A 25333-nucleotide genomic window follows, 5' to 3' on the forward strand; every position below is an offset into this window, starting at 1 on the left:
CTAGTCCGATCCGCTGGAAAGCAAATACTTACTTTGCAAAAACGTAGTTGAGCGTAATATTCACCGGAACAAACAGCGCATCAAATTCAGCGTCAGTCAAACTGTCAACATATGCCTGAGTCAGAGTGTCAGCAACAGCATCTTTGATCAGTCTTAGCGAAACCGCTTCACTCCAAATCAGTTCTACCTCATCAACACTTTCGATGTTATACTCCTCCTCAATCGCACCGGAGTCATTCGATGTAATTGTCAGTGTTTCACCATCCTTTGCCCACACACCGTCGTCAGTTGAATCGGCTCCAGGCAAAAATATTCTTCTCTTAAACGTATTGTCAGCCAAAAACTCAATCTGATAATTTTCCCAGGTAACCAGTTGTCCCAACGGAAGCACGGCCCCCTCCCAGGAAGTGAACTCTACGGGCGCATTGGTCAGCTGAAATTCTGACAGCAGCCATTTACCCTCTAATGGATCAGGAACCCTTGGCTCGTCGTCCTTTCCGCAAGATGCCAGCAACACCAGGCCAGCGAGTCCCATTAATAGTAGTCTTCTTTTCATATAGTTGAATTTAATTTCCTCACGATTTCGTTCTCTATTTTAGAGGTATAACAAACACCCGGGCAAACGCCTCTATTTATTAAATTTAAAAATTATTTTGGGAGTCGTTTATGAGTAGCACCAATTATATCGCCCTTTGTATTCTCGTCTTTCTCAGGCCAATTACAGTGTCTGCTCAAACCAATCCTGTGCAAAATAGAAAACAGTCAGTAGAAATTGCTAATAAATTCTACCAAAGTGGTCTGCAACTTCAACGAAGCGGTCATTTTATTGAATCAACGTCTGCTTTTGACTCTTCTGTCCACTACAATCCGCAAGTGGCCGATGTGTATTTTTCCCAGGGAAGCAGCTACGAAGCAATAGATGATTTTGCCAGGGCACTTTATGCTTACGAAAAAGCCATCAATCTTCAACCTGGTTTTGAAGGTGCCCTGTTTCGGAGGGCGGTTTGTCTCTACAAACTCAACCTTCACGAAGACTGCATTGCACAGCTCAATGGTTTGATTGCAAGCAATGGTTCGTCCGAAGAAACAAAGGCAATCTTCTATCGCTACTCTCCTTCCGGCGAAGTAAACATCACCGCCGACAATCAACTCAACGCTGAGTACTATCTTTACAGAGGCTTGGCCTTCGCCGCTCTGAAACAAGAGCAGTCCGCAATTAGGGATCTCGACAGTGCCGTCAGTATATCCGGCGGGGCGTCCGACTACCTGGTCAATCGGGGATTGACCCTTCAGAAGCTAGGCAGGGAATCTCAGGCCATTGCTAACTACGAGGCTGCTTTGGTAAAGAACCCTGATAACCAAACAGCTCTGATCAACTTGTTTACACTCGACGCTGCCAGAGCCAGGAAATACCTGAAAGAAAACGAGAACATCGTCACTGGAATCATGGTGCCGGAGCTGCTGGCGCAAATGGGGTTTGACGCCCACAACAGAGAGCAATATGACGAAGCGATAAATTACTATTCCAGGGCCCTTGAGATCGTTCCTTCTGACCCCGACTGGTTGATGAACAGGGCTATTTGCTATGGAAAAGTGGGATTAATGGAAAAAGCTGAAGATGAGTTGTTACGGGTGGTGTCCTTGTCTGGGTTTTCAGAAAAAGCCTATTTACACCTGGCCAACATACTTTTTCTGGAAGAAAAGTATGAGGACGCTATTTCCTTCTACAACCTTTACCTGGCCATCGACATCAACTACGGCACCGCTTATTTCAATCGTGGTATTGCACTGAGCAAAACAGGGGAAACCGACGAGGCTTGCAAGGACTTGATGAAAGCTGGGCAACTCGGTGTGAAAGAAGCCGTGAAGCCTATCGAGTCAATTTGCAACAACTAAACAGGGCCGCATCAAAATTGCTTTTGGTACATCAGGTGAAGTCCCTTTAATGTGAGGTGAGGATCAGTTTGGTCGAATACCTCCTTCAAAGGGTCCAGCACAAGAGATAACCCGCCAGTGGCAATCACCTTAAATGACTCACCCGGCTCCTGCTCTTTGATTTTGCTAATCACCTCTTTGACCAGCCCCACATAGCCGACAAGGATGCCAGCCTGAATGGCCTGAACCGTGTCCCGACCGATGAAGGTCGTTGGGTACTCAAGGGGGATTATTGGTAGCTGTGCCGTTTCCTGAAAAAGAGACTTCATGGCGGTCTTGATCCCCGGAGCGATGTTTACTCCCAGTATTTCTCCTTTTGCTGACACAACCGTAAATGACAAGGCGGTGCCAAAGTCAACGACAATAGCTGCCGACTGGTGATAGGTAAAGGCGGCCGTAGCATTGGCTACCAGGTCAGAACCTATCTCATAGGGGTTCTTTATTTTCAGGCTAAGGCCCTTATATATGGCCGGGCCGGCAAGCAGCGGTTGCACGGAAAACAACCTCTCCACCACTTCCTCCATCACCGGCGTGAGGTTGGGAACTACACTACTAATTATTATGCCGCTAATATCGGAATAGCTAAGTGCGTTTTCGAGAAACCAGGCCCTGATTCTCTTTTCGTACTCAGAAGCAGGCAGGTCACGCTGTGACGGTGTTCTGAAAACAAGCCGGGGCTCTTCGTCTGTAAACAAACCAAAAACAACATCTGAATTACCTATGTCTACAACCAGTTCCATTACGCTACCGTTATCACCACCTTGCCTGTTGTTTTTCCACTTTGAAAAAGGGCAATCGCTTCCTTCATTTCATCGAAACCAAAGGTATGACCAACCATGGGTGGCCCAATCTCCAGCTTCTCCAGCTCACCAAGCGAATATTGCAAGATCTCCTTTTTCTCATACAACCAGATCAAATTAAAGCCCATCACCGATTTGTTGTCGCTGATGAGCTTGAGTGGGTCTATTTTTGGCCTGCGCAAAAACTTCAATGCAAGCTTTATTGGATTGAGTTTGCTCCCTGTTTCAGCGAAATGCGCCGACCCGTAGATAATCATTCTACCCTGAGCGGCCATGGCTTTGTAGCTCATCTCGAGCACCTTCCCTCCTATGCATTCCAGCACCATATTGAACGGACGTTCTTTTGCCGTCGCTTCCAGTTTAGTTTCAAATGATTCGTCTCTCACCAGCACCTCATCATAACCCTCGCTGATGAGGAGGTCTTTCTTGCCAGGTGACCCAATCGTTCCTACGGTGTACGCATCCATCTTTTTTGCGATGCGGTTCGCCAGTATGCCGACGCCCCCGGCAGCACTGTGAATCAGGACTTTGTAGCCTTTTTGAATATCGCCCAAAGAAAAAAGTGAGTAGTAAGCTGTTAAAGCCTGCACCAAATATGCGGCCCCTTCTTCGAACGACCACGCTTTTGGAATTGGGCTGAGGTAGTCAGGAGACTGTACAATATGCGTTGTATATGCACCGAAGCGTGTCACTCCCATCACCCTGTCGCCTGCTTTGAATTTGGTGACATTTTTACCCACTCGAAGTATTTCGCCTGAAAACTCCAGTCCTGGTACGAAAGTCCCTTTGGGAGTGGCGCTGTAAATACCCAGCATGGCAAAAATGTCAGCGAAGTTTAAGCCTATCGCCTTAACGCCCACCAACACACCGCTATCATCCGGCTCGGCTATCGTCGTTTCCACCATTCGCAGCCTGTCCATACTTCCTGCTTTGACCATTTGCCAGGCCCTTCCACCCGCCTCTCGTTGTTCGTTCATGGCTGCAAAATATGCCTAAATTTAAATTTTAAGCTACTTGTTGAAAAAATTATCGAAAATGCTTGACAAATAGTGGTGTAAACGATTTATAATTACATCAAAATTCAAAAGCCCGTACTGTTTATTTCAAATGGACAAAAAGAGAGTAATCAAAAGTTATGAGAAGCTGGATCAGGCGATGAAGGACCTGCTTCTAGAAGCCTACCCTTCTGGGTTTACCGGCAATGTGATCAGGCTCACAAACGCACAAAATGAAACTTATTTTGCTGTACCTCTGGAAACTGAGGAAGCCAACTACCTAATTAAGGTACCGCTTGAATCGATGAAGAGTAAAGCAACACCTGCCGACGACGATGACGATGATGGGTTTGATGCGGGCGCAGACGACGTAGATGAAGTTGCCGGGGCGGACGATGCTGACGATGCTGATGACTCTTCAAGCGATCCCTCTTACAACCAGGGGTTTGACGACGATATCGATTAAAAAATAATTATATCCACCATTGCATTAAGTGAAATAACTTACTCATACATTTGCGTCCTAAATCAAAACCTAATATGAAAAAGACGCTTATGTTGCTGGCTATGACCAGTTTCATTGCAATTAGTTCTTGTCAATCAACCAAAACGGAAACCGCTGAAGCAGCAGCTGACTCCACAGCCCTTGAAACCTCTACCGTTGTGATGGAGGAAATTTCACCGGCTGACAGCACGCTGGCATCGGATTCAACCGAAATTGTTCAGACTGACTCTATCCAGTAATAAGAAAGGCCCTCAACGGGCCTTTTTACTTATATCTTAACCAGCTCTTCTAGCTTGCTCTTCGACCCCTGAACTGATAATAAAACAACACCATTTCAACAGCCTTTCTGATGGCTGTGTTGACAGGGTAAAACTTGCTACCCAGTTCCCAGTCTATCCCCATCAGCTGTGACTGATAGTCGGACATCATTGGCACAGCCATGGTTCCATCGCTGATCGCTCCCACCGTTGTTTGATATGGCACAGGCTGATCAGCTTTGATCAATTGGCATGTAACAAGCTTCTTCTGTCCATTTTTATCCCGGGAAGCCGCATAGCCAAACAGTCGGCAAATGAGGCCCCGGTACTTATAGTTGCCACAAAAGCCTGAACCAGCACCAACTACCAATGGGTTGAACAAATGACAAACAGTCGATTCGCTTTCTTCATCCATTTTAGCGAGCATCTCCTCGGCTTTGTCGGTTTTGTAGAGGTGATAGGCCAACGGGAGAAATTCCAGAATTGTGGCAGAAAGATCTGACTTGGTACAGCACTTTCCGCAGCCAGTAAGGCATTTTAACGATGATTGTGCCTGGAAGGTGCTAATCTCTTTTTGCAGGCCGTCGAAAACCCTTTCAACAGCGGCAACTTTCTTATATATTGACAAATAATAGCTATAGGGTCGCAAAGCTACGCATTCAATCAATCGGTTGTGCGTATTGCGAAAAATAAAGTGTGAGCAAAAACTAACGAACCAACTCTATTCATTTTCCTCTCAAAAACTTCAGGCCATGCCGCTCGATCAAATTCAAAATCTCGTTTCCTCCGGCGCTAATGAACAGTTAGCTGTTGCCCTAAAGGAAAGCCCGGAAAAAGCCCGTCTCACCACTTCCATGGGCGTATCGTTGGTCACATTTGCAGCCTATTATAGAAACCTGGAAGCCATAAGAACAATACGGGCATATCTCGACCATGTCACAATTCATGAAGCTTGCTGCATTGGAGAATTAGAGACTGTGAAAGAGCAGCTTCATAAAGCACCAGAGGTGTTGAACTCCTTTTCCGCAGATGGATTTACGCCGCTTGGGCTTGCCTGTTTCTTTGGGCACGTAAATCTGGCCGCCTATCTGATAGAAACTGGCGCTGATGCGAACATTGCTGCCAACAACGACTTTCGGGTGGCACCCATTCACTCGGCCTGCGCCATTTCGAGTGTGCCCATTATAAATCTGCTGATAGCCGCTGGTGCCAACGTGAACCTCTCCCAGCAAAAAGGCATTCGTCCCATTCATTCAGCCTCCCACAACGGAAGCCTGGAAATCGTCAGAATACTTATAGCTGCCGGAGCTGACCATAAAATTGCAGATGAAAGCGGGAAAACCCCAATCGATTATGCACTGGAAAAAAACTACGATGAGTTGGTAGCCTATCTTAAGACATTGAGTTAGCCGGTTACCCAACCTTCTTTACCATAGCCTTATAGCCATTTAAAATCAATTTCAGAATATCTTCAGGCCACTGATAACCACCAGCAATGTAGAACTTCTGATTGACCTCCAATTCTATCCCAGTGTAGGACGAGCTGTCGAATTCCTTCCTTAAGAAGGTGGTAAAGCCATCGGACTTGCCCAGGTAGGGCTCGTTAAACTTCACTGCAAACTTATCACTGAATGATTTCATTTCACTCTTCCATTGACCGCAAAACTCTTTCTCTGGTTTCTTTTTCGGATCGAAAAGCAGCCCGATGTCAACCTTTCTTTCCTTCCCTTCAAATATTGGGGTGAAGGTGTGCACCGAAATATGCACCACCCTATTGCCCTTGCTTACCCATTTGTATATCTGAGCATAAACGGTGTTTCGGTAAGGTGTATAATACTTGGTCAAAATATGTCGCCTGACTATTTTTTGCAGCGGTTTGGTGTATTCCGAAAATAAGGACTTATGATTGCGTGACCGGTTAAGCTCCACAAGCAGTCGTGAGGTGGTAGAGAAATAAGAACTATCGGTCTTTATCGATTTCAACTGCTCAAATAATGCCAAAGCACCAATATCAAGCCCTCTGTGGGTCTTCAGCACCTCCGGAGTTTTGTTGAAAAGGTACTCATACTCCTCGGGAATTTCATTGCCGCCATGCTCGCAGGTCAATATGAATTTTACCTTACTCATCTTTTGGTCGACGACAAAAACATTGTGTTGTTTTCGAGGCAGCCTGCCAGCTCTTCGTAAAGACCAAGTAAGGCCTCATGACTAAAGCTCTCTCCCAGGTGCTTAATCATTCGTTCTGACAGGTTTCCCTGTGCTATGATAGCTCTTACGATGGCATTCGATTGATCCTTGTCGGCCATGTTGACTAAATGCTCCCAACATTTGGCAGCAGTAGCGGCTTTTTGCTCCATCCCAAAAAGCTTCAGGTATTGTCCATTGGAGATGGCATAGTTGCTCCCCTCTTTCACAACACCGAGAAAAATAGCTGCCAAATCGTCTTCATGCCAACTCTTTTGCTCTTCGAAACTACATAGCGTTTCGTTCACGAGTTCCTTCAGCAGGGCCACAATGACTTGCAGCACAGCGATATCGGCTGCAGGGCATTCCTGTATGTCTATAATTCGGATTTCAATGGCGCCACGGTCGAACCTCGCAATAGCACCTCTAGAATTCAGGAAATATTGATCCAAAATGCCGTCGGTGTCGTAGCTGTTGATATCTCCTCTGATTCGCTGAAAAATTTGCTTGTCGTATTCGGCTTGGGTGAACAATTGCTCCGGCACCACTTTGCCTGCAATAGAAGGCACTTTCTCCTGGTTATGGCGGTATGTCTCCAGCCTCGTGTCGACGAAGCCGCTCAGTTTACCATCCAATATGGGCGATGATGCAGTTAATGCTGGAATGATGGGCAGCAAGACCCTGATGGCGGCATGCAGCCTGGCAAACTCCTCGTCACCCTGAAATGGCAGGTTGATATGGGTACTTTGCAAGTTGCTCCATCCGTGACCACGGCAGTCGAAAATGCGGTTGTAAAGCTCGTAAATATCGTTGTTCTCATGCGGCCAGATAACCGTTTCTTTGAACGGATCCATCCAGGGATGAGCTCCTCCCGGAAGCAGCATGGCATCGGAAGGTGCCAAAAGCCTGTTGATTTCCTGAATGTTTTCGTGAAATGGCTTGTCGAGGCCGTTGAGTGTGGCTGCTGGCCCGTTGGTCTTTATCTCTATTACGTGAGACACCAATTCGTTGGACCAGGCAAGTGGCCCCCGATACACATCTGCAACAAACTCTCCTGTCACTTGCTTGAAAAGCTTGTCAGCTATTGGCAGTACATTCAAATCCTTTCCGGAAACGATCATATACTCCATTTCCACACCAAACCCTTCAAACAAGTGTAAGTTTCGCTTCTGCTCAGCCATAGACTTAAAGGGTTTTCTTTTGCTCTATTCTGCGTAAAAGGGAGCCAAGCACTTTCCTGTAAAGCTCATCCTTCAGGCAATAGTCCTCTATGCCATGATCAAGGCTTGGGTTGTCATTTACTTCGATGATATAAACGCTGTTGCCTTTTTGCTTGATGTCGACCCCGTAAAGACCACTACCGATCAGGTTGGCTGCTTTCAGAGAGGTTTCCAAAACAATTTCCGGAACTTTCTCGATCGGCATAGTTTCGGCGTTGCCAAACTGGTCATCGGTCTTGGATTTCGTCCAGTTGTAAATCTGCCAGTGGTCTTTGGCCATATAATATTTACAAGCATAAAGCGGCTTGTTGTCAAGAATTCCAATGCGCCAATCGTAGTCGGTCGGCAAAAACTCCTGTGCGATAACCAAATCCGAATCACTGAGCATTTTGTCGAGTATCTCGTCCAGGCTCTTTCGGTCAACTGCCTTCATCACTCCCACAGAAAAGGCGCTGTCCGGCTGCTTGAGCACAATAGGAAAGCCCAGCATCGCCTCCAGATCATTCCGGTTGTCTTTGTGTACGATGACTGTCTTTGGTGTCGAAATTTTAGCTTTGCCCAATGTTTCTGCCAAAAACACCTTGTTCGTACATCGCATAATCGAAATTGGGTCATCGATCACAGGTATGCCGTCAGCAAAAGCCCGCCGGGCAAAGCGGTAGGTATGGTGATTGACGGCTGTAGTCTCTCTTATAAAGAGCGCATCATACTCAGACACTCGGCTATAGTCCTCCTTGGTGATAAGGTCAGCATAAAAGCCCAATTCCTCCCCTATGTCGATAAATTTTTGGATAGCCTTTTTATCAGAAGGTGGGGCCTTTTCATTTGGATTGACCAAAATGGCCAAATCGTAAATCGTTTTGGAAATACGCTTACCGTCATAGCGCTTCTTCTTAAAGTATTCGTTGGCGGACTCCTCTAGAAATGGCTTGTGACTTTCCGGTATTTCCTTTACTGAAATGGGGCTTATTCCCTGCAGTACCCATTTTTTCTGAAACTGAAACTGGGCCCTGAGAATCGGTGCCTGAAACAGGTTGTACAGCGCCTTGCTCAGTGTGTCGTATTGAGGGCTGAGGTTTTTGCCAAAGTAAATACTTAGCGCAAACTGGTTCGATTTGATCTTAGAAAGGCTCTTTTGGATCAGCTCATCAATTTCGTCGGTGATCACCCTAACAATGGTGCTTGACTTCAAATCCTGAATCGTTGTTACACTGGGGATCACTTTCTGCCCCCTGGCCTCAGCCAGCAGCGAGACGTAGTATCCCGCCGACTGGTACCAGTAGTTTCGGGCCAGGTTAAAAATTCTAACGTTCTTTATGTCAGCGTATTGCGGGTTGGTGAGGTAAGACCTAACTGCCACCACCTCCACTCCTTCAATGTTCAGCTGCCAGTCCTTAGGGTTGTTGATAACAACAATTTTTCTCATTCTTTATCTGTCGGTTCTAAAATCAACAAGTTAGCATCATAGGTTACAATACCCAACAAAATGGAGTTGATAAGCCTGTGAACGTCTACTTTATATTCGTTCTCTCCCGAAAGAGGATTCTCCTGATAGGGATCCGACACTGAAACGATTCCGTGTTCGTCTATGGCCGTCAGAACGACGAAGTGACCCATTGGGTATCCTTTCAGGTCGTCATAAATCGAGCGCCCCTCATCGTTGGCATACTCCCTTTTGCAGTCGTACAGGTAAGTTGCACTTAAGCCAGTGAGGATAGGGCGTCTTCGGTCGAGGTACTTTCTAATGAGGTCCACCGTTAAATCCTCAAAAGCGATTTCACCACCCCTGGTCAGAAACTCGATATATGAGTGGGTCGCATTTTCAAATTTCTTACCTCTTTTATATTTCAGCTGGGCTTTTAGTTTCTCAATCAGCTCATCGTGCGTCAGCGTGGACCAAACAGGGTCAAAAACATTGAGGTTATAAGAATGCATTTTTGCCTTGTATCCCCTTTTTAGCGCATGAATGCCTAATAGGTTACCCAAGGTGCCACCTTCTTCCAAAAATGTAACCTCATCTATTACCTGTTGCAGATTTATAAAGTCGTGATAATAGTTGTAAACCGCATGCAAACTGGTTGGGCCGCAGGTTTCATCATCCGGCTGGTTCAGTATTTTGAAATAAGAAATTTTTGAGTGCATACGTTCGTGGGTTCACACATCAAAGATTACTTAAACTAGTCAGATTTTAATGTGGACAAACGCTAATTATTTTACTGAAAGGGTAACTTTACCCCCAACACAAAGAAGTTATGAAATTAGCACTGATAGCACACGACGGTAAAAAACCAGAAATGGTCGCTTTTCTGCTTGGCAACAAGGAGTTACTCGGAGGGATTGAGTTGATTGCCACCGGCACCACGGGCGGACATATCGAAAATGCTGGCCTGCAAGTTCACAAAATGTTATCGGGCCCGCTTGGGGGGGATGCTCAAATTGCAGCCATGGCGGCGGAAAAAAACCTGGATATGGTCATCTTTTTCAGAGATCCTCTGGACAAGCATCCGCACGAACCCGATGTTCAGATGCTGATGAGGATCTGTGATGTCCACAACATCCCTTTGGCCACCAATCCAGCGGCCGCTAACCTTTTTCTAAAGGCAATCAAGAAGGCCTGATGGTTCTACTCTGACAGGTTAAGTAGCTTGTGATTTTTCTCCTGATTTACCCCGCCCCTAAGGAGAGTCTGGAGAAAAATCTGGCTGTCCTCTTGGGACGCCCGGCTTAGGCCTTATGATTGTAAAACAGGCAGATTTTTTTTAATACGTCAAAGTTGATATAGTCTGGTTCTGATCAAAAGAGGTTGAGTACCCCTTTGCGCCGGAAGCGAGTGAAATCGTAGTCCGGCATTTTTTTGTCCTTGAAATACTTGTCCTGCATTTTTGAAAACATCGCATGAATGGTTTCAGCCAGCGGCCCCTCTCCCCTCATTCTGCGACCAAACTCGCTGTCATTCACCTGACCGTCATGAATCGAGCAGATTTGGTTCCACACCTTGGCAGCCCTGTCGGGAAAATGTGTTTCCAGCCACTCCCTGAATAGCGTACCCAGCTGACCATTGAGCCTGACCAGGGTAAAAGTGGATGTCAGCGCCCCATATTCTGACGAAAGCTTCAGAATTCTTGGAATCTCTGTATTGTTAAGGCCGGGTATAATTGGCCCCATCATCACCCCACAGGGAATACCCCTCTGAGTCAGCTTCTCCATCACCTTCAGTTTCTTCAGCGGGTGCGAAGTTCTCGGCTCCAATACTCTTCTCAATTCCTCATCTAAGGAGGTTATGGTGAAAATCACGTGAACAAGATTCTCCGAAGCAAGATCCGACAGCACGTCCAAATCTCTTTCGATCAGTGCGTTCTTGGTAATTATGCCCAGTGGATTCCCATATTTTTGAAAGACCTTTAATAATTCTCTCGTAATACCGTACTTCTTTTCCGCTGGTTGATAGCAATCGGTGTTGCCTGAAAGCATTACTACCTGGGGCTTCCATGAAGGGCTCAGGAAAGATTTTTCCAGCAGCCTGGGAGCGTCAGGCTTCACTACGATTTTTCGTTCGAAGTCCAGCCCCATATTATATCCCCAGTATTCATGCGAATTGCGGGCATAGCAGTAAATACAACCATGCTCACAACCCTGATATGGGTTAATGGAATAGGTAAAAGGAATATCGGGGCTTTCATTCTTACTCATCACCGTCTTCGGGTGCTCGACTATGTATTCTGTGGGCACTCTTTCCTGAAGCAACTGTTCATCAATTCCCTCTTCGTGGTAATTGCCTCTCTCCTGACTGGCAAACCTGTTGTTAGGCTGCAAACCTGTTCCTCTTCCTTTCATTTACTAATTTTATTAGCCCAATATAATTAGTATTTTAAGTAAAATCGGCATCTGCTACTAAATATTTTACAACCGAAGAAAAAATTACTTTGCGTTAGAATGGTTAAGCTCAGTCCTTTATTTTTGAGCCCTGAAATCAAAAAAGCAGTATGATCGACTTTATAGAAGAGCTTAAGTGGAGAGGCATGTTGAACGACATGATGCCCGGAACAGAAGACCAGCTGAAAAAAGAAATGACCTCGGCTTATATAGGCTTTGATCCAACCGCAGCATCACTCCACATAGGTAATCTGGCTACTATTATGCTGCTTGTCCACTTCCAGCGTGCAGGGCACAAACCTTATGCACTCGTCGGCGGTGCCACGGGCATGATAGGCGACCCCTCGGGCAAGTCGGAAGAGCGAAACCTGTTGGATGAAGGGACCTTGCGCAAAAACCAGGAAGGCATTAAGGTGCAACTGGAGAAGTTCCTCGCTTTTGATAGCGGCAAGAATGCGGCGGTGATGGTCAACAATTACGACTGGTTCAAAAAGTTCGGTTTTCTGGAATTTTTGAGAGATGCCGGCAAACACATCACGGTGAATTACATGATGGCCAAAGATTCGGTAAAGAACCGTTTGGAGACAGGCCTTTCTTTTACTGAGTTTTCTTACCAGCTGCTGCAAGGCTACGATTTTTATCATTTGTACACCGAGCATCAGGTAAAGCTGCAAATGGGCGGCAGCGATCAGTGGGGTAATATCACCACCGGCACAGAGTTTATCCGCAGAAAGGCCAGCGGCGAAGCCTATGCGCTCACGACTCCCCTGGTGACCAAGGCCGACGGTACCAAGTTTGGCAAAAGTGAAGGCGGCAACGTATGGCTCGATCCGGAAATGACAAGCCCCTACAAGTTCTACCAGTTTTGGCTCAATTGCTCTGATGACGACAGCCACCGGCTGATCAGGGTGTTTACGCTACTTGGCAAGGACGAAATAGAAAAACTAGAGAAAGAACATGCCGAAGCGCCTCATTTGAGGATTATGCAGCAGGCCATTGCCAAAGATGTAACAACCAGAGTACACTCAGAAGCTGATTACAATATGGCAGTGAAGGCGTCAGGTATTCTTTTTGGCAAAGACGTAACGGCCGAGCTGGAAGAAATAGATGAAAAAACCCTGCTGCAAGTGTTTGAAGGTGTGCCGATGGTGGAGATCAGCCGGACAACCCTGGACAGTGCCGCTACCATAACGGATTTGCTTTCGACAGAAACAAACAGCGAAATTTTTCCATCGAAAGGCGAGGCACGCAAAATGATCCAGCAGGGCGGTGTGAGCATCAACAAACTAAAAGCAACCGACCCCAACGAGAAGCCGGCCTACAAGCTGCTCCAGGGCAAATACCTGCTTTGCCAGAAGGGAAAGAAGAATTACTATTTGATCAAAGTTGGGTCATAAGGATCGATAAATGTCAAATTTCCCGCATGGCGTTTATTTTCTGCTTTTTGAACAAAAAAAACCGTGGCTCTCACCACGGTTTTCTATTTTTTTAGGCTAATTGCTATTGACTATTTTTCTTCTTTGCTGGCAACCGCTTTGTCATCACCTCCCATTTTCTGTACTGCTTCTCCATCTTTCAGTCTTTTGGAAACAGCCAGGAATGGCCCGGAAATGACTTCATCCCCTTCTTTCACGCCGCTCAGCACTTCAATGTTCTCAAAGTCGCTGATGCCGGTTTTTACCTCTACCATTTTGGCCACGCCATTGTCGTTAAGGAACACCACCTGCAACACTTCGTCTTTCTCGCCAGTAGCTGGAGTGCTTGCTTCAGTGTTCTCTCCCTCCTTGTCTTCGCCGGCTTTCTCATCCTTGCTGCTTCTGGTAGTAACAGCCGCCAGTGGAACAGACAACACATTATCTTTCCTCTCCGTGATAATATCGACGCTGGCAGTCATCCCTGGTCTCAGCGGATTCTTGATGCCCTTCTCATTTATCAGGTCTTTGTAGGAACTGTTAAGTACTCTGATACGCACTTCAAATTCAGTCACAGCATCAGCAGATGCTTTATCGTTGGCTGTGTTGGCAATCTGTGTCACAACTCCCTTAAACTCCTTTTCAAGGTAAGTGTAGCTGTCTACCTGAATAAGAGCCGTATCGCCTACAGCAATTCTGATGATATCATTTTCATTCACGTTTACCCTAACTTCCATTTTGTTCAGATCAGCGATGCGAAGCATCTCTGTACCGGCCATCTGCTGAGTACCAACCACACGTTCTCCCTTTTCTACGCTAAGCTTCGATACCGTTCCATTCATAGGTGACAGCACCGTTGTCAGGCGAAGGTTCTCTTTTGCTTCATTTACTGAAGCCTGAGAGCTTTTTACGATGTACTCGGCCGCATTTACATTCTCTTCGGCAGAAGAAAGATCCGTTTGTGCCACCTTGTAGTTAGAGTCGGCCAGCTCCCAGTCTGCATCAGAAATTACTTTCTCCTCGTACAGCTTCTTCTGGCGGTTGTACTCCAGCTTCGCCCTGTCAAAGTTAGCCCTGGCTCTTTCCAGTCTCGCTCTTGCATCTGCCTCATTGGCTTTTTGCTGGTTAAGATTGGCGAGACTTCTGTCCACAGCTGACTGCCAGTTGTCGGGACGTATCTTTATAAGGCGATCACCGATCATCACAGAGTCACCTTCCTCCACATTAAGTTCAATGATTTCACCAGCAACGTCTGGGGTCATCTTTACTTCTATTTCAGGCTGTATGGCCCCAGAAGCACTAACTTTTTCGACAATAGTTTTCTTGGCGACATTGCTAAATTCTACTTCCATGGATTGCTTTTTGCCAATCCAGCCCTGCGATTTTCCAACCAGCACCACTACGATCAATACAGCAACAACCCCGAGAAGAATGTATATTAACTTATTTGATTTCTTTTTCTTAGCCATGATTTAGAAGGTTAATTCTTTTCCCTGATAGAATTCTAATATTTTTAAACGAAACAAATAGGTGTATTTAGCTCTCACCAAACCAGAGCGTGCCCTGAACAGGTTGTTGCTGGCTACCTGGTACTCAACAAAGTTGACAGCACCCAATGAGTAGCGATTTTCAGTGTTTTTAAAAGACTGCTCCAATGCGCTTACCTGCCGTTCGGAAGCGTTGTATGACTTCAAGGCAGCATTTGCATTGTTGTAGGCAGTTTCAATATTTTGTCTCAGTGTGTTCCTGGTTTCAAGTGCCGAAATCTCCGCTGTCTTCTGGGTGATAATGGCTCGCTGCACATTGGAACGAGTCGTAAACCTGTTGAAAATGGGGATGGACAGGTTGAGGTTGATCTGCTTGCTCAGGTATTCGGAAAACTGATCGAACACCGGGAAGTCGGGCTCAGTCCTCACAACGTTCGGTACCTGCTGACGAGTATACACAAGTTGTGAAGGGTCACTCTCGAGATAACCTATCGGGAACTCAGCAAAGGTTGTCCCGTCAAACACTTCTCTTTCTCTGTCTGCTATTTCAGAATAGTTAGTATTGAAGCTCCCGCCCAAACTCAACGTTGGCATGATTCCTCCCTGTGCAACTCTCAGACCGACCTCGGCAGACTGAACATTCAAATCCGCACTTTTTATCTCAGGCATGGCCTCTAATGCAGTTCTGTAAATGCCTTCCACGTCATCGTCAAGATTTAATTCGTCAGGAACGTCCACTTCAGGCACAATCAGTTCTACTTCCGTTGTGCTGGGCAGCAGCAAAGCCTGTTTCAGGCTAAGCAGCGACAAAGCAAGATCGTTTTCAGCGTTGATCAGATCCAGTTCATTGCTCGCCAGTTGCGATTCCAGATCAAGCTGGTTTGTGATAGGCAGCGATCCGGCATCAACCAGCTTCACGGTTCTGTCCAGTTGGTTCCTGGTTGACTCCGCCTGCAGCCTGGCCGTTTCTACCAACTCCTGGTTAAGAATGACATTCAGATAAGATGTAACTACGGTAACGATCACATCATTTTTTGACTTTTCAAGGTCAAATTCGTTAGCGTTTTTGGTCAGCTCGTTGCGCTTCACTGTGTTATGGAGCTGCATACCGTTGAACAAAGTAATGTTGCTACTTCCCTGCACACCAGCGAAATAGAGTGGAAGCGTAATGAACTGATTGGTTGTAGGATCGACTGATCTACCCCAGTTCCGACCTGCTCCCACTCCCACATTGGCATTGGGAAGCCTGTTCATTTTCGATTGCGTCAGATTCACCTCCGCTCCTCTTAATGTCAATTCACTCCTTTTAATGTTCAGGTTTCGCTCCAGCGCAATGTCCACTGTCTGTCGCAAATCCAACACCATCTTTCCTCCGTCGATGGCAGGGGTATTCGATTGACCATAAAGGAAATGAGAGGTAATAATTAGTCCTAAAAAAAGTAATCTTCTCATTGTTGACCTTTTTATTTATTTATCAATATCTGGTATGTATATGACTTCTTTTACCCAGTCGAGGTTTCTCAGGTATTCAAGAGAAATGGCTTTCAGACCCGAGTCCATCTCAATAATCAGGCAAGCCAAATCGTTTTTCCCTTTTCGGGAAACCGTCATGGTAGCAATATTGCAATCGTCGTGGGAAAGAATATTCGCTATATAAGCGATGCTTCCCTTTGTGTCCGACGCTGTGATAATGATCGTGTGAAGGTTGGCCGTGAAGCCGGATGAAAATCCATTGACCTCAGTAATTTTGATCAGCCCCCCACCCCTGCTTTCTCCAATCACCTGAACCGTTTTTTCTCCCGCTTTGAGGTCGAGCTTAACCGTGTTTGGGTGTCGTGTCAGGGCGTTACCCACCGACTTGAAGTTGTATTTCAGTCCCTCTTTGGCAGCATGTTCAAATGCCTCCTTAATTCTCTTATCATCTGTTTTGTAGTCGAGCAAGCCCGCCACAATGGCCCTGTCGCTGCCGTGGCCTTCGTAAGTCCTGGCAAACGAATTGAAGAAAGTAATGGTCGCTTCCTCCGGCTGCTTCCCTAAAATCTTTCTGGCCGTACGGCCAATGCGTACCACGCCAGCCGTGTGCGAGCTGGAGGGCCCTATCATCACTGGGCCTATCATGTCAAACACACTGCTTCTTTCTACCATTTGTTTAAGTTCGATTCAGTAAATTTTTAAACCCTACCCAATTTTCTGATCGAAATCATACTGCGACCGGCGCCTTTATCCCTGGATAAGGCTCGTAGTTCAACAGTTTAAAATCTTCGTATTGGAAATCAAATATTGATTTCACGTTCTTATTCAATTCCATCGTTGGCAGCGGCAATGGCTCCCGTGAAAGCTGAAGCTCAGACTGCTCCAAATGGTTGGAATAAAGATGAGCGTCTCCAAGAGTGTGCACAAAGTCACCGTAACCAAGCCCGCATACCTGCGCCACCATCATGGTAAGCAGCGCATACGAAGCAATATTGAACGGTACACCCAAAAACACGTCGGCACTGCGCTGGTAGAGCTGGCAACTCAACTTGCCGTCTGCCACGTAAAACTGAAAAATGGTGTGGCAAGGAGGCAAACCGGACTTCGCCATTACCGGAATTTCTTTCGGGTTCCAGGCAGACACCATCAGCCTTCTGGAGTCCGGCTTAGTCTTAATGTCATTAATCACATCTGTGATTTGATCGACACCTTCAAAATCTCTCCACTGCTTGCCATATACCGGCCCCAATTCGCCGTATTTCTTAGCGAATGCAGCATCCTTCTTGATTGTCTCAACGAACTCTTTCAGTTTTTCCTTCCACTCGTCACTGTACTTCGGGTAAGCTTCCTCTTGCCCAGTTTGTTTCAGATAACTTTGAAATGGCCATTCGTTCCAAATCCCAACACCGTTCTTCACCAGGTATTCAATATTGGTGTCGCCCTGCAAAAACCACAACAGCTCATAAATGATAGACCTCAGGTGCACCTTTTTGGTTGTCACCAGAGGAAACCCCTCCGACAGGTCGAACCGCATCTGATGGCCGAAAATACTGATCGTGCCGGTGCCGGTTCTGTCTGTCTTTTTGGTTCCTTTTTCAAGGATCAACCGCATAAGGTCATGGTATTGCTTCATGTTTTTTGCTTGTTTCTTTGATCCTTCAAAGCTACTAAGCCACAGGTAATTGAGCTAAAGTTTTTTATCTAATTCGGCCTTACAGAGGGTGCTCCATAGTGAAGTACCTGAAAGGTAGTATCCTGACCTATATTAACGATATAAAGAAAGTCGTACTGCCAGTCTTCCAGGTTTTCGAATTGGTCGCCGCCAATCAGCTGATTCACCATAGCAGGAATAGTGTTTGAGTGCCCGGAAATCAGCAGGTTCCCTCCTCTGTTCTTATCCACCTCGATCGACAGAAACTCTTTGTTTCCCGGATCATACTCAGTAACTGCCAGGTTGTTTTCTCTTGCAATGGCTTCGACTGTTTCGTTTGTTCTTTTGTAAGGTGTGCTGTAAACGGCTGTCAGCTGAACATCGGCCAGCGTCTGCATCAAAGCGACAGCTCTCTGCATTCCCAAACTGTCTAAAGATGGATCCTTGGTGCCATCGTCGGCCTTTTCAGCATGTCTTACTAACACGATAGTGGTTGGTTCAATGTCGGCGACCGTTTTTACAGGAACCTGACAACCAGTGAACACAAAGCCTATTGCCAAAAAAAGAACTAAAAACCTTTTCATTTCCTTCATTAAGATTCGGGCTAAACCCTTTCTTTGCATTAGTAGTTAAACATTTTGAATTATTACAACCAGATAAAAAAATATGGCACAAAGCAGGGAGATGCTGAAGGTAGGAGACAAAATACCATCGTTTGAATTGCCTGACCAAAACGACAAATTGATCAGCATCGACAGCCTCATAGGAAGCAAAAATCTCGTTATCTACTTTTACCCCAAAGACTATACTTCGGGCTGCACAGCCGAAGCATGCAGCTTTCGTGACCACTATGAGGTTTTCAAGGAATACGATGCAGAAGTAATAGGCATAAGCACAGACGGCGCCAGCCGGCACAATGCCTTTGCAAAGTCGTACCAGCTTGGCTTTATACTGCTCAGCGACAAGGGCAAGAAAGTAGGAAAACTCTTTGGCGTTCCCAGGGCACTTTTCGGACTTACAACCGGCAGGGTTACTTTTGTTGTGGACAAGGAAGGAATCATTCGTCATGTATTTCAATCGCAAACACAGGCCACCAGACACGTGGACGAAGCCCTTCAAATAGTGAAATCGTTAAAATGAAAGAACAGGAAATAAAACTGCTCACCTCGTTTAGAAGAGAATTGCATCGGTACCCGGAGTTGTCGGGAGAAGAGAAAGAAACGGCCAAAAAGGTGTTGTCGTTCCTGGAGCGTACGAACCCGACATCTATTCATACCGGTATCGGAGGACACGGCCTGGTAGTAGTTTACGACAGTGGTCAACCGGGCCCATCTATCGGGTTTCGATGCGAACTGGATGCCTTGCCTATTGTTGAACGAAATTCGTTTGGCCACAAATCTGAAAATGAGGGAATCAGCCATAAATGTGGTCACGACGGGCACATGGCCATAGTAGCTGGCGTGGGGCTGTATTGCCAGGAAAATCCTGTGCGTCAGGGGCAGCTAACACTCATTTTTCAGCCAGCAGAAGAAACCGGCTATGGGGCTCAATCGATGTTGAATGATCCAAAGCTGGAAAACTTTTTACCCAAACAACTCTTTGCCCTGCACAATGTGCCTGGCTTTGAAACGGGCGCAGTTATCTGTAAAAAAGACGTTGCTTGTCCGGCATCGGAAGGGTTGATTTTTTCCCTGGAAGGCAAGACATCCCATGCTGGTCAGCCAGAAAAAGGAAACAACCCCGCTCCTGTGATAGCAGCCATCCAGCTGAAAGCTCAGCAACTACACGACGAACGCTGGCAAAATCAAAACCGCACAAAGATCACAACGGTGATGATGGATTTGGGTGGCAGGGCTTTTGGAGTAAACCCTGGCAAAGGTTCAGTGGCTTTTACGCTGCGCTCCGATAGCAACGAAGAGTTGGATACCGTCAAAGCCGAGCTGATCAGCTTTGCTGAGGAGAAGTGTAAAATAGCGGGATTGGCCTTGTCGCTGGAAGAAAGCGATCCTTTCAAAGCAGTGGTCAATGATACCGGTACATTTGAAGCGATTCAATGGGCCGCCGTGGCTAAAGGTCTGGCTTTTGAAGTGGCGGAAACACCCTTCCCCTGGTCGGAAGATTTCGGTCGTTTTAGTGAGGTGACCTCCACGGGCTTCTTCGGTCTTGGCGCAGGCCTGGCTTCCCCTGAGCTCCATCACGACACGTATGACTTTCCAGATGAGTTGATTCCAGTTGGAATAGGGATGTTTTTGGAGCTTGGCAAAGGGCTGTGGCCATAAAAAAAGGTAAGCAGTCCGCTTACCTTTTGCTTTGATTCAAGTTTTTGACTCTTAAAACCCTCCGACTTTCAACGTTAGGAAATAGTTGATGCCATTGAAGTCCTTTTCTGTTGTTTCGGCGAGATCGAGGTCTTGAGTGAAGCGTTTGGAAACCCCAAGATCAAGCCTGAAATTCCTTGCGATGTTTACTTCGAGGTCGACGCCCGGTTCCACATACCAGAAAACATCGTTGTCCTGAGAAATGTTGGGTCCCCGGTGGGTACCGCCATAGTCCTCCCAGTCGAGCACATAGCCCAGCCAGCCAGCGCCCGCCGACACAGGAAAAGTGATGTGCACCACCTGATTGCTGAAGAAAATTGGCTCCAGAAAGAACCCTCCGTAGCCACCCACAGCAACTACCCTGTTCTGCGGGTCTATGTCATCGAACTTGGCTGTTGGCACAATGCCATGCCCCTCAAGACCTATCCCCAGGGAGCGGTTCACAATCCAGCCTCCCCTCACACCGCCAAGCACCATTGGCTGTCCTCGGAACTCGGTCGCACGAAAGGAAAGGGCGCCAAAGCCACCGCTGTGGTTCAAGCTGCCAGAAAGTGTTTTGATATCACTTCTGGAGCGGGAACGAGACTTTACATAATAGTGTCTTTCCGGCTCATCACGATTGTCACGATCCGACGGCAGTGTTTCGTAATACTTAATGGTTTTGTTGCTGTCAGATTTCTCTTCAGGTTGGGCGGCAGGGATGGTATCGGCTTTGACTGTCGTATCGGCCTTGTAAGTAATGGTTTGTGCATTGGCCATCGTTCCAAAGGCAGCAGAAAGTGAAAGCAAGCTTAAAAAAGGTATAAGTTTCATTGACTATAAGTTAAATACTGATCAAAGGACGGAGTTGGGAGAAAGAGGTTTCCAAGTTTGTGAAAAAAATAATCGGTGTGGAATTCCCTCTTTGCGAGCTTTCCGCCTTTGGCTGAATCCCACTCCCCAAATTAAACTCACCTTTCCTTTCACAAAATCCACTCATTTCTAACGGTAATCATTAATTTTGCCAGCTAATTGAAAAACCCCTGGTAATGGCTGAGTACAACTTCAGAGAGATTGAGCAGAAATGGCAGAAAAACTGGAAAGAGAAGCAGGTATTCAAAACCGGCTCTGACACCTCCAAACCTAAATTCTATGCGCTCGACATGTTCCCCTATCCTTCTGGTGCGGGACTCCATGTCGGTCACCCGCTGGGCTACATCGCTTCCGACATTGTCAGCCGCTACAAGAGGATGCTGGGCTTCAATGTGCTGCATCCCATGGGTTTTGATTCTTTCGGCTTGCCTGCTGAGCAGTATGCCATTCAGACGGGGCAGCACCCAGCCATTACTACCGACACCAATATCAAACGATACAAAGAGCAACTCGAAAACATCGGCTTCTCTTACGACTGGAGCCGGGAAGTTAGGACGAGCGACCCGTCGTTCTACAAGTGGACGCAATGGATCTTCAAACAGTTGTTCAACAGCTGGTACAACAAAGACAGCGACAAGGCGGAACCCATCGCTGAGCTGATTGCCAAATTTGAAACTGAAGGCAATAGCAAAGTAAACGCCGTTTGCGATGATGATACCGCACCATTTACGGCCACTGAGTGGAAAAACATGTCAGAAGCCGACCAGCAAAGAACGCTGCTGAAATACAGGCTAACGTACATCAACGAAACCACCGTAAACTGGTGCCCTGCATTGGGTACTGTACTTTCCAACGACGAAGTGAAAGACGGCTTCTCCGAAAGAGGTGGCCACCCCGTGATTAAAAAGAAGATGCCGCAGTGGAGTATGCGGATAACGGCCTATGCCGAGCGTTTGCTGGAAGGCCTGGACAGAATCGATTGGCCTGAGCCCATCAAAGAAATGCAGCGCAACTGGATTGGCAAGTCCATTGGCGCTGAGGTTGACTTCAAAATCGAAAACTCAGAAAAGAGCATACGGGTATTCACCACCCGAATAGATACTATCTACGGAGTCACCTTTATGGTGCTGGCACCAGAGGCAGACATTGTAAAAGAACTGACCACTCCGGAGCAAAAAGCTGAACTGGAACAATACGTGGAAGTGGCGAAAAATCGTTCAGAACGAGACCGGATGAGCGATGTGAAGACTGTTTCAGGCGTTTTCACTGGCTCGTATGTGATCAATCCTTTCTCTGGCGAAAAAGTACCTATCTATATTGCCGACTACGTACTGGCTGGCTACGGCACAGGTGCTGTAATGGCGGTACCCAGCGGGGACCAGCGTGACTTCAACTTTGCGAAGCACTTCGGCTTGCCCATTACGCAGATTATCGACGAACAGAAAATTACGGATACCGAAGCCGACCCCACCAAGCAGGGTAAAATGGTCAATTCGGGGATGCTGAACGGATTATCTCCTTTGGAGGCGATTGAGAAAGCAGGACAATATGTGGAAGAAAAAGGTATTGGCGTTCGTAAAGTTAATTTCAGGATGCGTGATGCCATTTTTGGCCGTCAGCGCTACTGGGGTGAGCCTTTGCCAGTTTATTTCAAGGACGGCATTCCTTACTTGTTAGAAGATGGCGAGCTGCCGCTGGAATTACCGGAGGTAGATAAATTCCTTCCTACCGAAGATGGCGAGCCACCGCTTGGCCGGGCCAAAGACTTTAAAAATAAGGAAGGTTACCCTTACGAGCTGACCACCATGCCAGGCTGGGCTGGATCAAGCTGGTATTTCTTCCGTTACATGGATCCCTCCAATGACAAGGAATTTTGTAGCAAAGAAGCTCAGCAGTACTGGAAGTCCGTCGACTTGTACATTGGCGGCTCTGAGCATGCCACCGGGCACTTGCTGTATTCCCGGTTCTGGACGAAGTTTCTTTACGATCTTGGCCTGGTTACGGTGGACGAATATGCGACCAAACTGGTGAACCAGGGAATGATTCAGGGAAGATCCAACTTCGTTTACCGGGTGAAAGGTGAAAATAAATTTGTATCGCACGGGTTGAAGGGCCAATATGACACGGTGGCCCTGCACGTGGATGTCAATATTGTGACCAACGATGTGCTTGACCTGGAGGCTTACAAAACATCCAACAAGGATGCGGCCACAGCAGAGTTTGTACTGGAAAACGGCAAATATGTTTGCGGCTGGGAGGTCGAAAAGATGTCCAAGTCGAAGTACAACGTGGTCAATCCCGACGACATGATCGAGAAGTACGGCGCTGATACCCTGCGCCTGTACGAGATGTTCCTGGGGCCGCTGGAGCAGTTTAAGCCATGGAATACACACGGCATCGACGGCGTGTTCAAGTTCTTGCGCAAGACCTGGAGGCTATTCCATGACGATAAAGGTGAGTTGAGCGTCTCTTCTGAAAAACCGACAGCTGATGAGCTGAAAGTGCTTCACAAAACCATCAAAAAGATGGCGGATGATGTGGACAAGCTGTCGTTCAACACCAGCGTAAGCAGCTTCATGATTTGCGTGAATGAGCTGACTGACCTGAAATGCAACAAGAAAGAGATTCTTGGCCCATTGACACAGATCATTGCGCCTTATGCTCCTCACATTGCCGAAGAACTTTGGGAGAAGTTGGGTAATACTGAGAGTATCACTTATTCGAAGTTCCCTGAGTTCAATCCTGAATTCGTCAAAGAGGATGCCTTCGAATACCCGATCAGTATCAATGGCAAGATGCGCCACAAAATGAGTTTCTCTGCTGATACCTCACCTGCTGAAGTGGAAAAGGCTGTGCTTGCCGACGAGGCTGTGCAGAAATGGACTGAGGGAAAGGCACCGAAGAAGGTGATTGTGGTGCCGAAGAGGATTGTGAATATTGTTCTTTAAAAGTAGTTAGTTGGAGAGGAATGAGTGTGATAGTAAATTTAGTTTACTCTCACACTCTCCTACTACTAACTCTTCATCCTTTTTATTTCGGCATTAACCGGATAATCTGCCCCGGCCCTTCCGTTGAAACATAAAGGTAGCCATCAGGCCCTTGAGCCACGTCACGGATACGGCCCATCCCATTCAACAGACGCTCTTCTTTCAACACCTTGCCGTCTTTTATTTCAAGCCTGGCAAGCGTTTGTCCGGCTAAGGCACCAACAAACAGGTTGCCTTTCCATTCAGGATATTTGTCGCTGGTTACGAAATCCATGCCACAAGGTGCAATGGATGGCACCCAGTAGTGAATAGGCTGCTCCATGCCTTCCTTTACCTTGTCGTTGCTGATGATGCTGCCATCATAGTCGATACCATAAGTAATTCTTGGCCAGCCGTAGTTTTTTGCCTTGCGAACGATGTTTACTTCGTCACCGCCTCTCGGGCCATGTTCGTGCTCAAACAGTTCGCCCGTGGTAGGGTGAAACTTTAGGCCTTGTGGGTTCCTGTGTCCATAGCTCCAAATGGTAGTTTTGGCATCAGGTATCCGCACATAGGGGTTGTCTTCCGGCACTCTTCCATCATCAAAAATTCTGTGAATCTTTCCGCAATCATTGGTAAGCGTCTGGGCGTTTTCCATCTCGCCTCTCTCTCCTACTGAAAAGAAAAGGTAGCCATCTTTATCAAAAGCCATTCTGGCTCCAAAATGCTGTCCTTTCTCAGTCAAAGGGCCAGCCTTAAATATTGTCTCCTGGCTTGTTAATTCGTTACCTGAAAGCTTCCCTCTAATGATGACGGTATTGGCTCCGCCATCGCCAGGACCGGCATAGCTGATATAAATCCATCCGGTGCTAGCATAGTTGGGGTGAAGTTCTACATCAAACAGACCACCCTGGCCCTTGGTAGAAACTGCTGGAATCCCTTTGATTTCGGTCTTCTCTTTGCTGCCTTTGGCGATCTTCCAAAGCTTGCCGGGCTTATCGGCCACCAGCATATCGCCATTGGGCAGCCACGCCATCGACCAGGCGCTTTCAAAGCCTTTGGCAAACACTTCTGTTTCAAAAGCAAAAGGTGCCTTTTCTTTTGTCTCAGCGCTGTTGCTTAGCCTTCGGCTAAATCCGGTGATAATTAGTAGTGATGCCAGGAAGGCAAGGGCGTAGATATTTTTTTTCTTCATGTTTATTAAAGGTCTCGAAGTTTAACTGGGATAAGCACTTAATTGTTACATTTTGGAAGTCAGGAGGGCTGGTGGCAATGAAAAAAATCTCTTGACTGATCATGGGCCAACACTCCCTAAGAAATGATGGGTTTTGTAAAAATAAGACATTTCCGGCTGAGATTGGTCTGCTTTGGATAATTTTACATTTTATGACATTTTTAAATGAGT

At 46.7% G+C, this 25333-nt stretch carries 25 protein-coding genes; 9 read left to right on the forward strand and 16 right to left on the reverse strand.

Annotated features, from left to right (window positions below; genetic code table 11):
* Positions 1 to 28: 28 nt before the first annotated feature.
* Complete coding sequence (locus ACMVP2_RS26685) at positions 29 to 556, reverse strand: hypothetical protein (protein ID WP_416865874.1); 528 nt, start codon at positions 554 to 556, stop codon at positions 29 to 31.
* Positions 557 to 744: 188 nt separating this feature from the next.
* On the opposite strand from ACMVP2_RS26685, the gene ACMVP2_RS26690 reads away from it, so the two are divergent.
* Positions 745 to 1896: a tetratricopeptide repeat protein gene (locus tag ACMVP2_RS26690; RefSeq protein WP_416865875.1), complete on the forward strand. Its 1152-nt coding sequence runs from the start codon at positions 745 to 747 to the stop codon at positions 1894 to 1896.
* Positions 1897 to 1907: 11 nt separating this feature from the next.
* On the opposite strand, the gene ACMVP2_RS26695 is transcribed toward ACMVP2_RS26690, so the two are convergent.
* Positions 1908 to 2675, reverse strand: coding sequence for a type III pantothenate kinase (locus ACMVP2_RS26695; protein WP_416865876.1), 768 nt, complete (start codon positions 2673 to 2675; stop codon positions 1908 to 1910).
* On the reverse strand, positions 2675 to 3712 hold the full coding sequence (locus tag ACMVP2_RS26700; protein ID WP_416865877.1) for a zinc-binding dehydrogenase: 1038 nt from the start codon (positions 3710 to 3712) through the stop codon (positions 2675 to 2677). The genes ACMVP2_RS26695 and ACMVP2_RS26700 overlap by 1 nt, the downstream gene beginning before the upstream one ends.
* A 130-nt stretch (positions 3713 to 3842) precedes the next feature.
* On the opposite strand from ACMVP2_RS26700, the gene ACMVP2_RS26705 reads away from it, so the two are divergent.
* Both ACMVP2_RS26705 and ACMVP2_RS26710 read left to right on the forward strand, forming a co-directional pair.
* Positions 3843 to 4196, forward strand: coding sequence for a hypothetical protein (locus tag ACMVP2_RS26705; RefSeq protein ID WP_317491941.1), 354 nt, complete (start codon positions 3843 to 3845; stop codon positions 4194 to 4196).
* A 74-nt stretch (positions 4197 to 4270) separates the two neighbouring features.
* Complete coding sequence (locus tag ACMVP2_RS26710; protein WP_339811290.1) at positions 4271 to 4474, forward strand: hypothetical protein; 204 nt, start codon at positions 4271 to 4273, stop codon at positions 4472 to 4474.
* Positions 4475 to 4523: 49 nt separating this feature from the next.
* On the opposite strand, the gene ACMVP2_RS26715 is transcribed toward ACMVP2_RS26710, so the two are convergent.
* The gene (locus ACMVP2_RS26715; RefSeq protein ID WP_416865878.1) at positions 4524 to 5120 is read right to left on the reverse strand and encodes a YkgJ family cysteine cluster protein; all 597 of its coding nucleotides are present in this window, start codon (positions 5118 to 5120) and stop codon (positions 4524 to 4526) included.
* 124 nt (positions 5121 to 5244) lie between these two features.
* On the opposite strand from ACMVP2_RS26715, the gene ACMVP2_RS26720 reads away from it, so the two are divergent.
* Positions 5245 to 5901: an ankyrin repeat domain-containing protein gene (locus ACMVP2_RS26720; protein WP_416865879.1), complete on the forward strand. Its 657-nt coding sequence runs from the start codon at positions 5245 to 5247 to the stop codon at positions 5899 to 5901.
* A gap of 4 nt (positions 5902 to 5905) precedes the next feature.
* Here ACMVP2_RS26720 and ACMVP2_RS26725 read toward each other — a convergent pair whose 3' ends face one another.
* The 4 genes from ACMVP2_RS26725 to ACMVP2_RS26740 are packed head-to-tail and all read right to left on the reverse strand — an operon-like array spanning position 5906 to position 10038.
* A complete protein-coding gene (locus ACMVP2_RS26725) occupies positions 5906 to 6619 on the reverse strand; it encodes an N-formylglutamate amidohydrolase (protein ID WP_416865880.1) in 714 nt (237 codons plus the stop codon).
* Positions 6616 to 7857, reverse strand: a complete 1242-nt coding sequence (locus tag ACMVP2_RS26730) for a carboxylate-amine ligase (RefSeq protein ID WP_416865881.1) — start codon at positions 7855 to 7857, stop codon at positions 6616 to 6618. Before ACMVP2_RS26730 ends, ACMVP2_RS26725 begins: the two co-directional genes overlap by 4 nt.
* Before the next feature lie 4 nt (positions 7858 to 7861).
* Positions 7862 to 9322, reverse strand: a complete 1461-nt coding sequence (locus ACMVP2_RS26735) for a RimK family protein (protein WP_416865882.1) — start codon at positions 9320 to 9322, stop codon at positions 7862 to 7864.
* Positions 9319 to 10038: a C39 family peptidase gene (locus ACMVP2_RS26740; protein WP_339789101.1), complete on the reverse strand. Its 720-nt coding sequence runs from the start codon at positions 10036 to 10038 to the stop codon at positions 9319 to 9321. Before ACMVP2_RS26740 ends, ACMVP2_RS26735 begins: the two co-directional genes overlap by 4 nt.
* A 110-nt stretch (positions 10039 to 10148) precedes the next feature.
* Between ACMVP2_RS26740 and ACMVP2_RS26745 the strand changes: the two genes are divergently transcribed.
* Positions 10149 to 10514, forward strand: a complete 366-nt coding sequence (locus ACMVP2_RS26745) for a methylglyoxal synthase (RefSeq protein WP_339789099.1) — start codon at positions 10149 to 10151, stop codon at positions 10512 to 10514.
* A gap of 175 nt (positions 10515 to 10689) precedes the next feature.
* Here ACMVP2_RS26745 and ACMVP2_RS26750 read toward each other — a convergent pair whose 3' ends face one another.
* Positions 10690 to 11730: a PA0069 family radical SAM protein gene (locus ACMVP2_RS26750; RefSeq protein WP_416865883.1), complete on the reverse strand. Its 1041-nt coding sequence runs from the start codon at positions 11728 to 11730 to the stop codon at positions 10690 to 10692.
* A 149-nt stretch (positions 11731 to 11879) separates the two neighbouring features.
* Here ACMVP2_RS26750 and tyrS point away from each other — a divergent pair, with 149 nt between their 5' ends.
* Positions 11880 to 13166 (forward strand): tyrosine--tRNA ligase, encoded by a 1287-nt coding sequence (tyrS, locus tag ACMVP2_RS26755; protein ID WP_317491951.1) that lies wholly within the window; start codon positions 11880 to 11882, stop codon positions 13164 to 13166.
* A gap of 110 nt (positions 13167 to 13276) precedes the next feature.
* Here the strand turns inward: tyrS and ACMVP2_RS26760 are convergent, their stop codons facing one another.
* From ACMVP2_RS26760 to ACMVP2_RS26780, 5 genes are all read right to left on the reverse strand, one after another.
* Positions 13277 to 14650, reverse strand: coding sequence for an efflux RND transporter periplasmic adaptor subunit (locus ACMVP2_RS26760; protein WP_416865884.1), 1374 nt, complete (start codon positions 14648 to 14650; stop codon positions 13277 to 13279).
* 3 nt (positions 14651 to 14653) lie between these two features.
* Complete coding sequence (locus ACMVP2_RS26765) at positions 14654 to 16120, reverse strand: TolC family protein (protein WP_339789088.1); 1467 nt, start codon at positions 16118 to 16120, stop codon at positions 14654 to 14656.
* Positions 16121 to 16135: 15 nt separating this feature from the next.
* A complete protein-coding gene (gene sdaAB, locus ACMVP2_RS26770; RefSeq protein ID WP_416865885.1) occupies positions 16136 to 16813 on the reverse strand; it encodes an L-serine ammonia-lyase, iron-sulfur-dependent subunit beta in 678 nt (225 codons plus the stop codon).
* A 55-nt stretch (positions 16814 to 16868) separates the two neighbouring features.
* Complete coding sequence (gene thyA / locus ACMVP2_RS26775; RefSeq protein ID WP_416865886.1) at positions 16869 to 17774, reverse strand: thymidylate synthase; 906 nt, start codon at positions 17772 to 17774, stop codon at positions 16869 to 16871.
* A gap of 68 nt (positions 17775 to 17842) precedes the next feature.
* Complete coding sequence (locus ACMVP2_RS26780) at positions 17843 to 18376, reverse strand: phosphoglycerate mutase family protein (protein WP_416865887.1); 534 nt, start codon at positions 18374 to 18376, stop codon at positions 17843 to 17845.
* An 82-nt stretch (positions 18377 to 18458) separates the two neighbouring features.
* Here ACMVP2_RS26780 and ACMVP2_RS26785 point away from each other — a divergent pair, with 82 nt between their 5' ends.
* Both ACMVP2_RS26785 and ACMVP2_RS26790 read left to right on the forward strand, forming a co-directional pair.
* A complete protein-coding gene (locus ACMVP2_RS26785; RefSeq protein WP_416865888.1) occupies positions 18459 to 18932 on the forward strand; it encodes a peroxiredoxin in 474 nt (157 codons plus the stop codon).
* Positions 18929 to 20071 carry an amidohydrolase gene (locus ACMVP2_RS26790; RefSeq protein WP_416865889.1) on the forward strand — a complete coding sequence of 381 codons (1143 nt, stop codon included), beginning with the start codon at positions 18929 to 18931 and terminating at the stop codon, positions 20069 to 20071. Before ACMVP2_RS26785 ends, ACMVP2_RS26790 begins: the two co-directional genes overlap by 4 nt.
* A gap of 51 nt (positions 20072 to 20122) precedes the next feature.
* Here the strand turns inward: ACMVP2_RS26790 and ACMVP2_RS26795 are convergent, their stop codons facing one another.
* Complete coding sequence (locus ACMVP2_RS26795) at positions 20123 to 20923, reverse strand: hypothetical protein (RefSeq protein WP_416865890.1); 801 nt, start codon at positions 20921 to 20923, stop codon at positions 20123 to 20125.
* A gap of 215 nt (positions 20924 to 21138) precedes the next feature.
* On the opposite strand from ACMVP2_RS26795, the gene leuS reads away from it, so the two are divergent.
* Positions 21139 to 23910 (forward strand): leucine--tRNA ligase, encoded by a 2772-nt coding sequence (leuS, locus tag ACMVP2_RS26800; RefSeq protein WP_416865891.1) that lies wholly within the window; start codon positions 21139 to 21141, stop codon positions 23908 to 23910.
* Positions 23911 to 23992: 82 nt separating this feature from the next.
* Here the strand turns inward: leuS and ACMVP2_RS26805 are convergent, their stop codons facing one another.
* Positions 23993 to 25123, reverse strand: a complete 1131-nt coding sequence (locus ACMVP2_RS26805; protein ID WP_416865892.1) for a PQQ-dependent sugar dehydrogenase — start codon at positions 25121 to 25123, stop codon at positions 23993 to 23995.
* Positions 25124 to 25333: the final 210 nt, after the last annotated feature.

The organism is Imperialibacter sp., from assembly GCF_048007035.1.
In the GTDB taxonomy this organism is placed as follows: domain Bacteria; phylum Bacteroidota; class Bacteroidia; order Cytophagales; family Cyclobacteriaceae; genus Imperialibacter.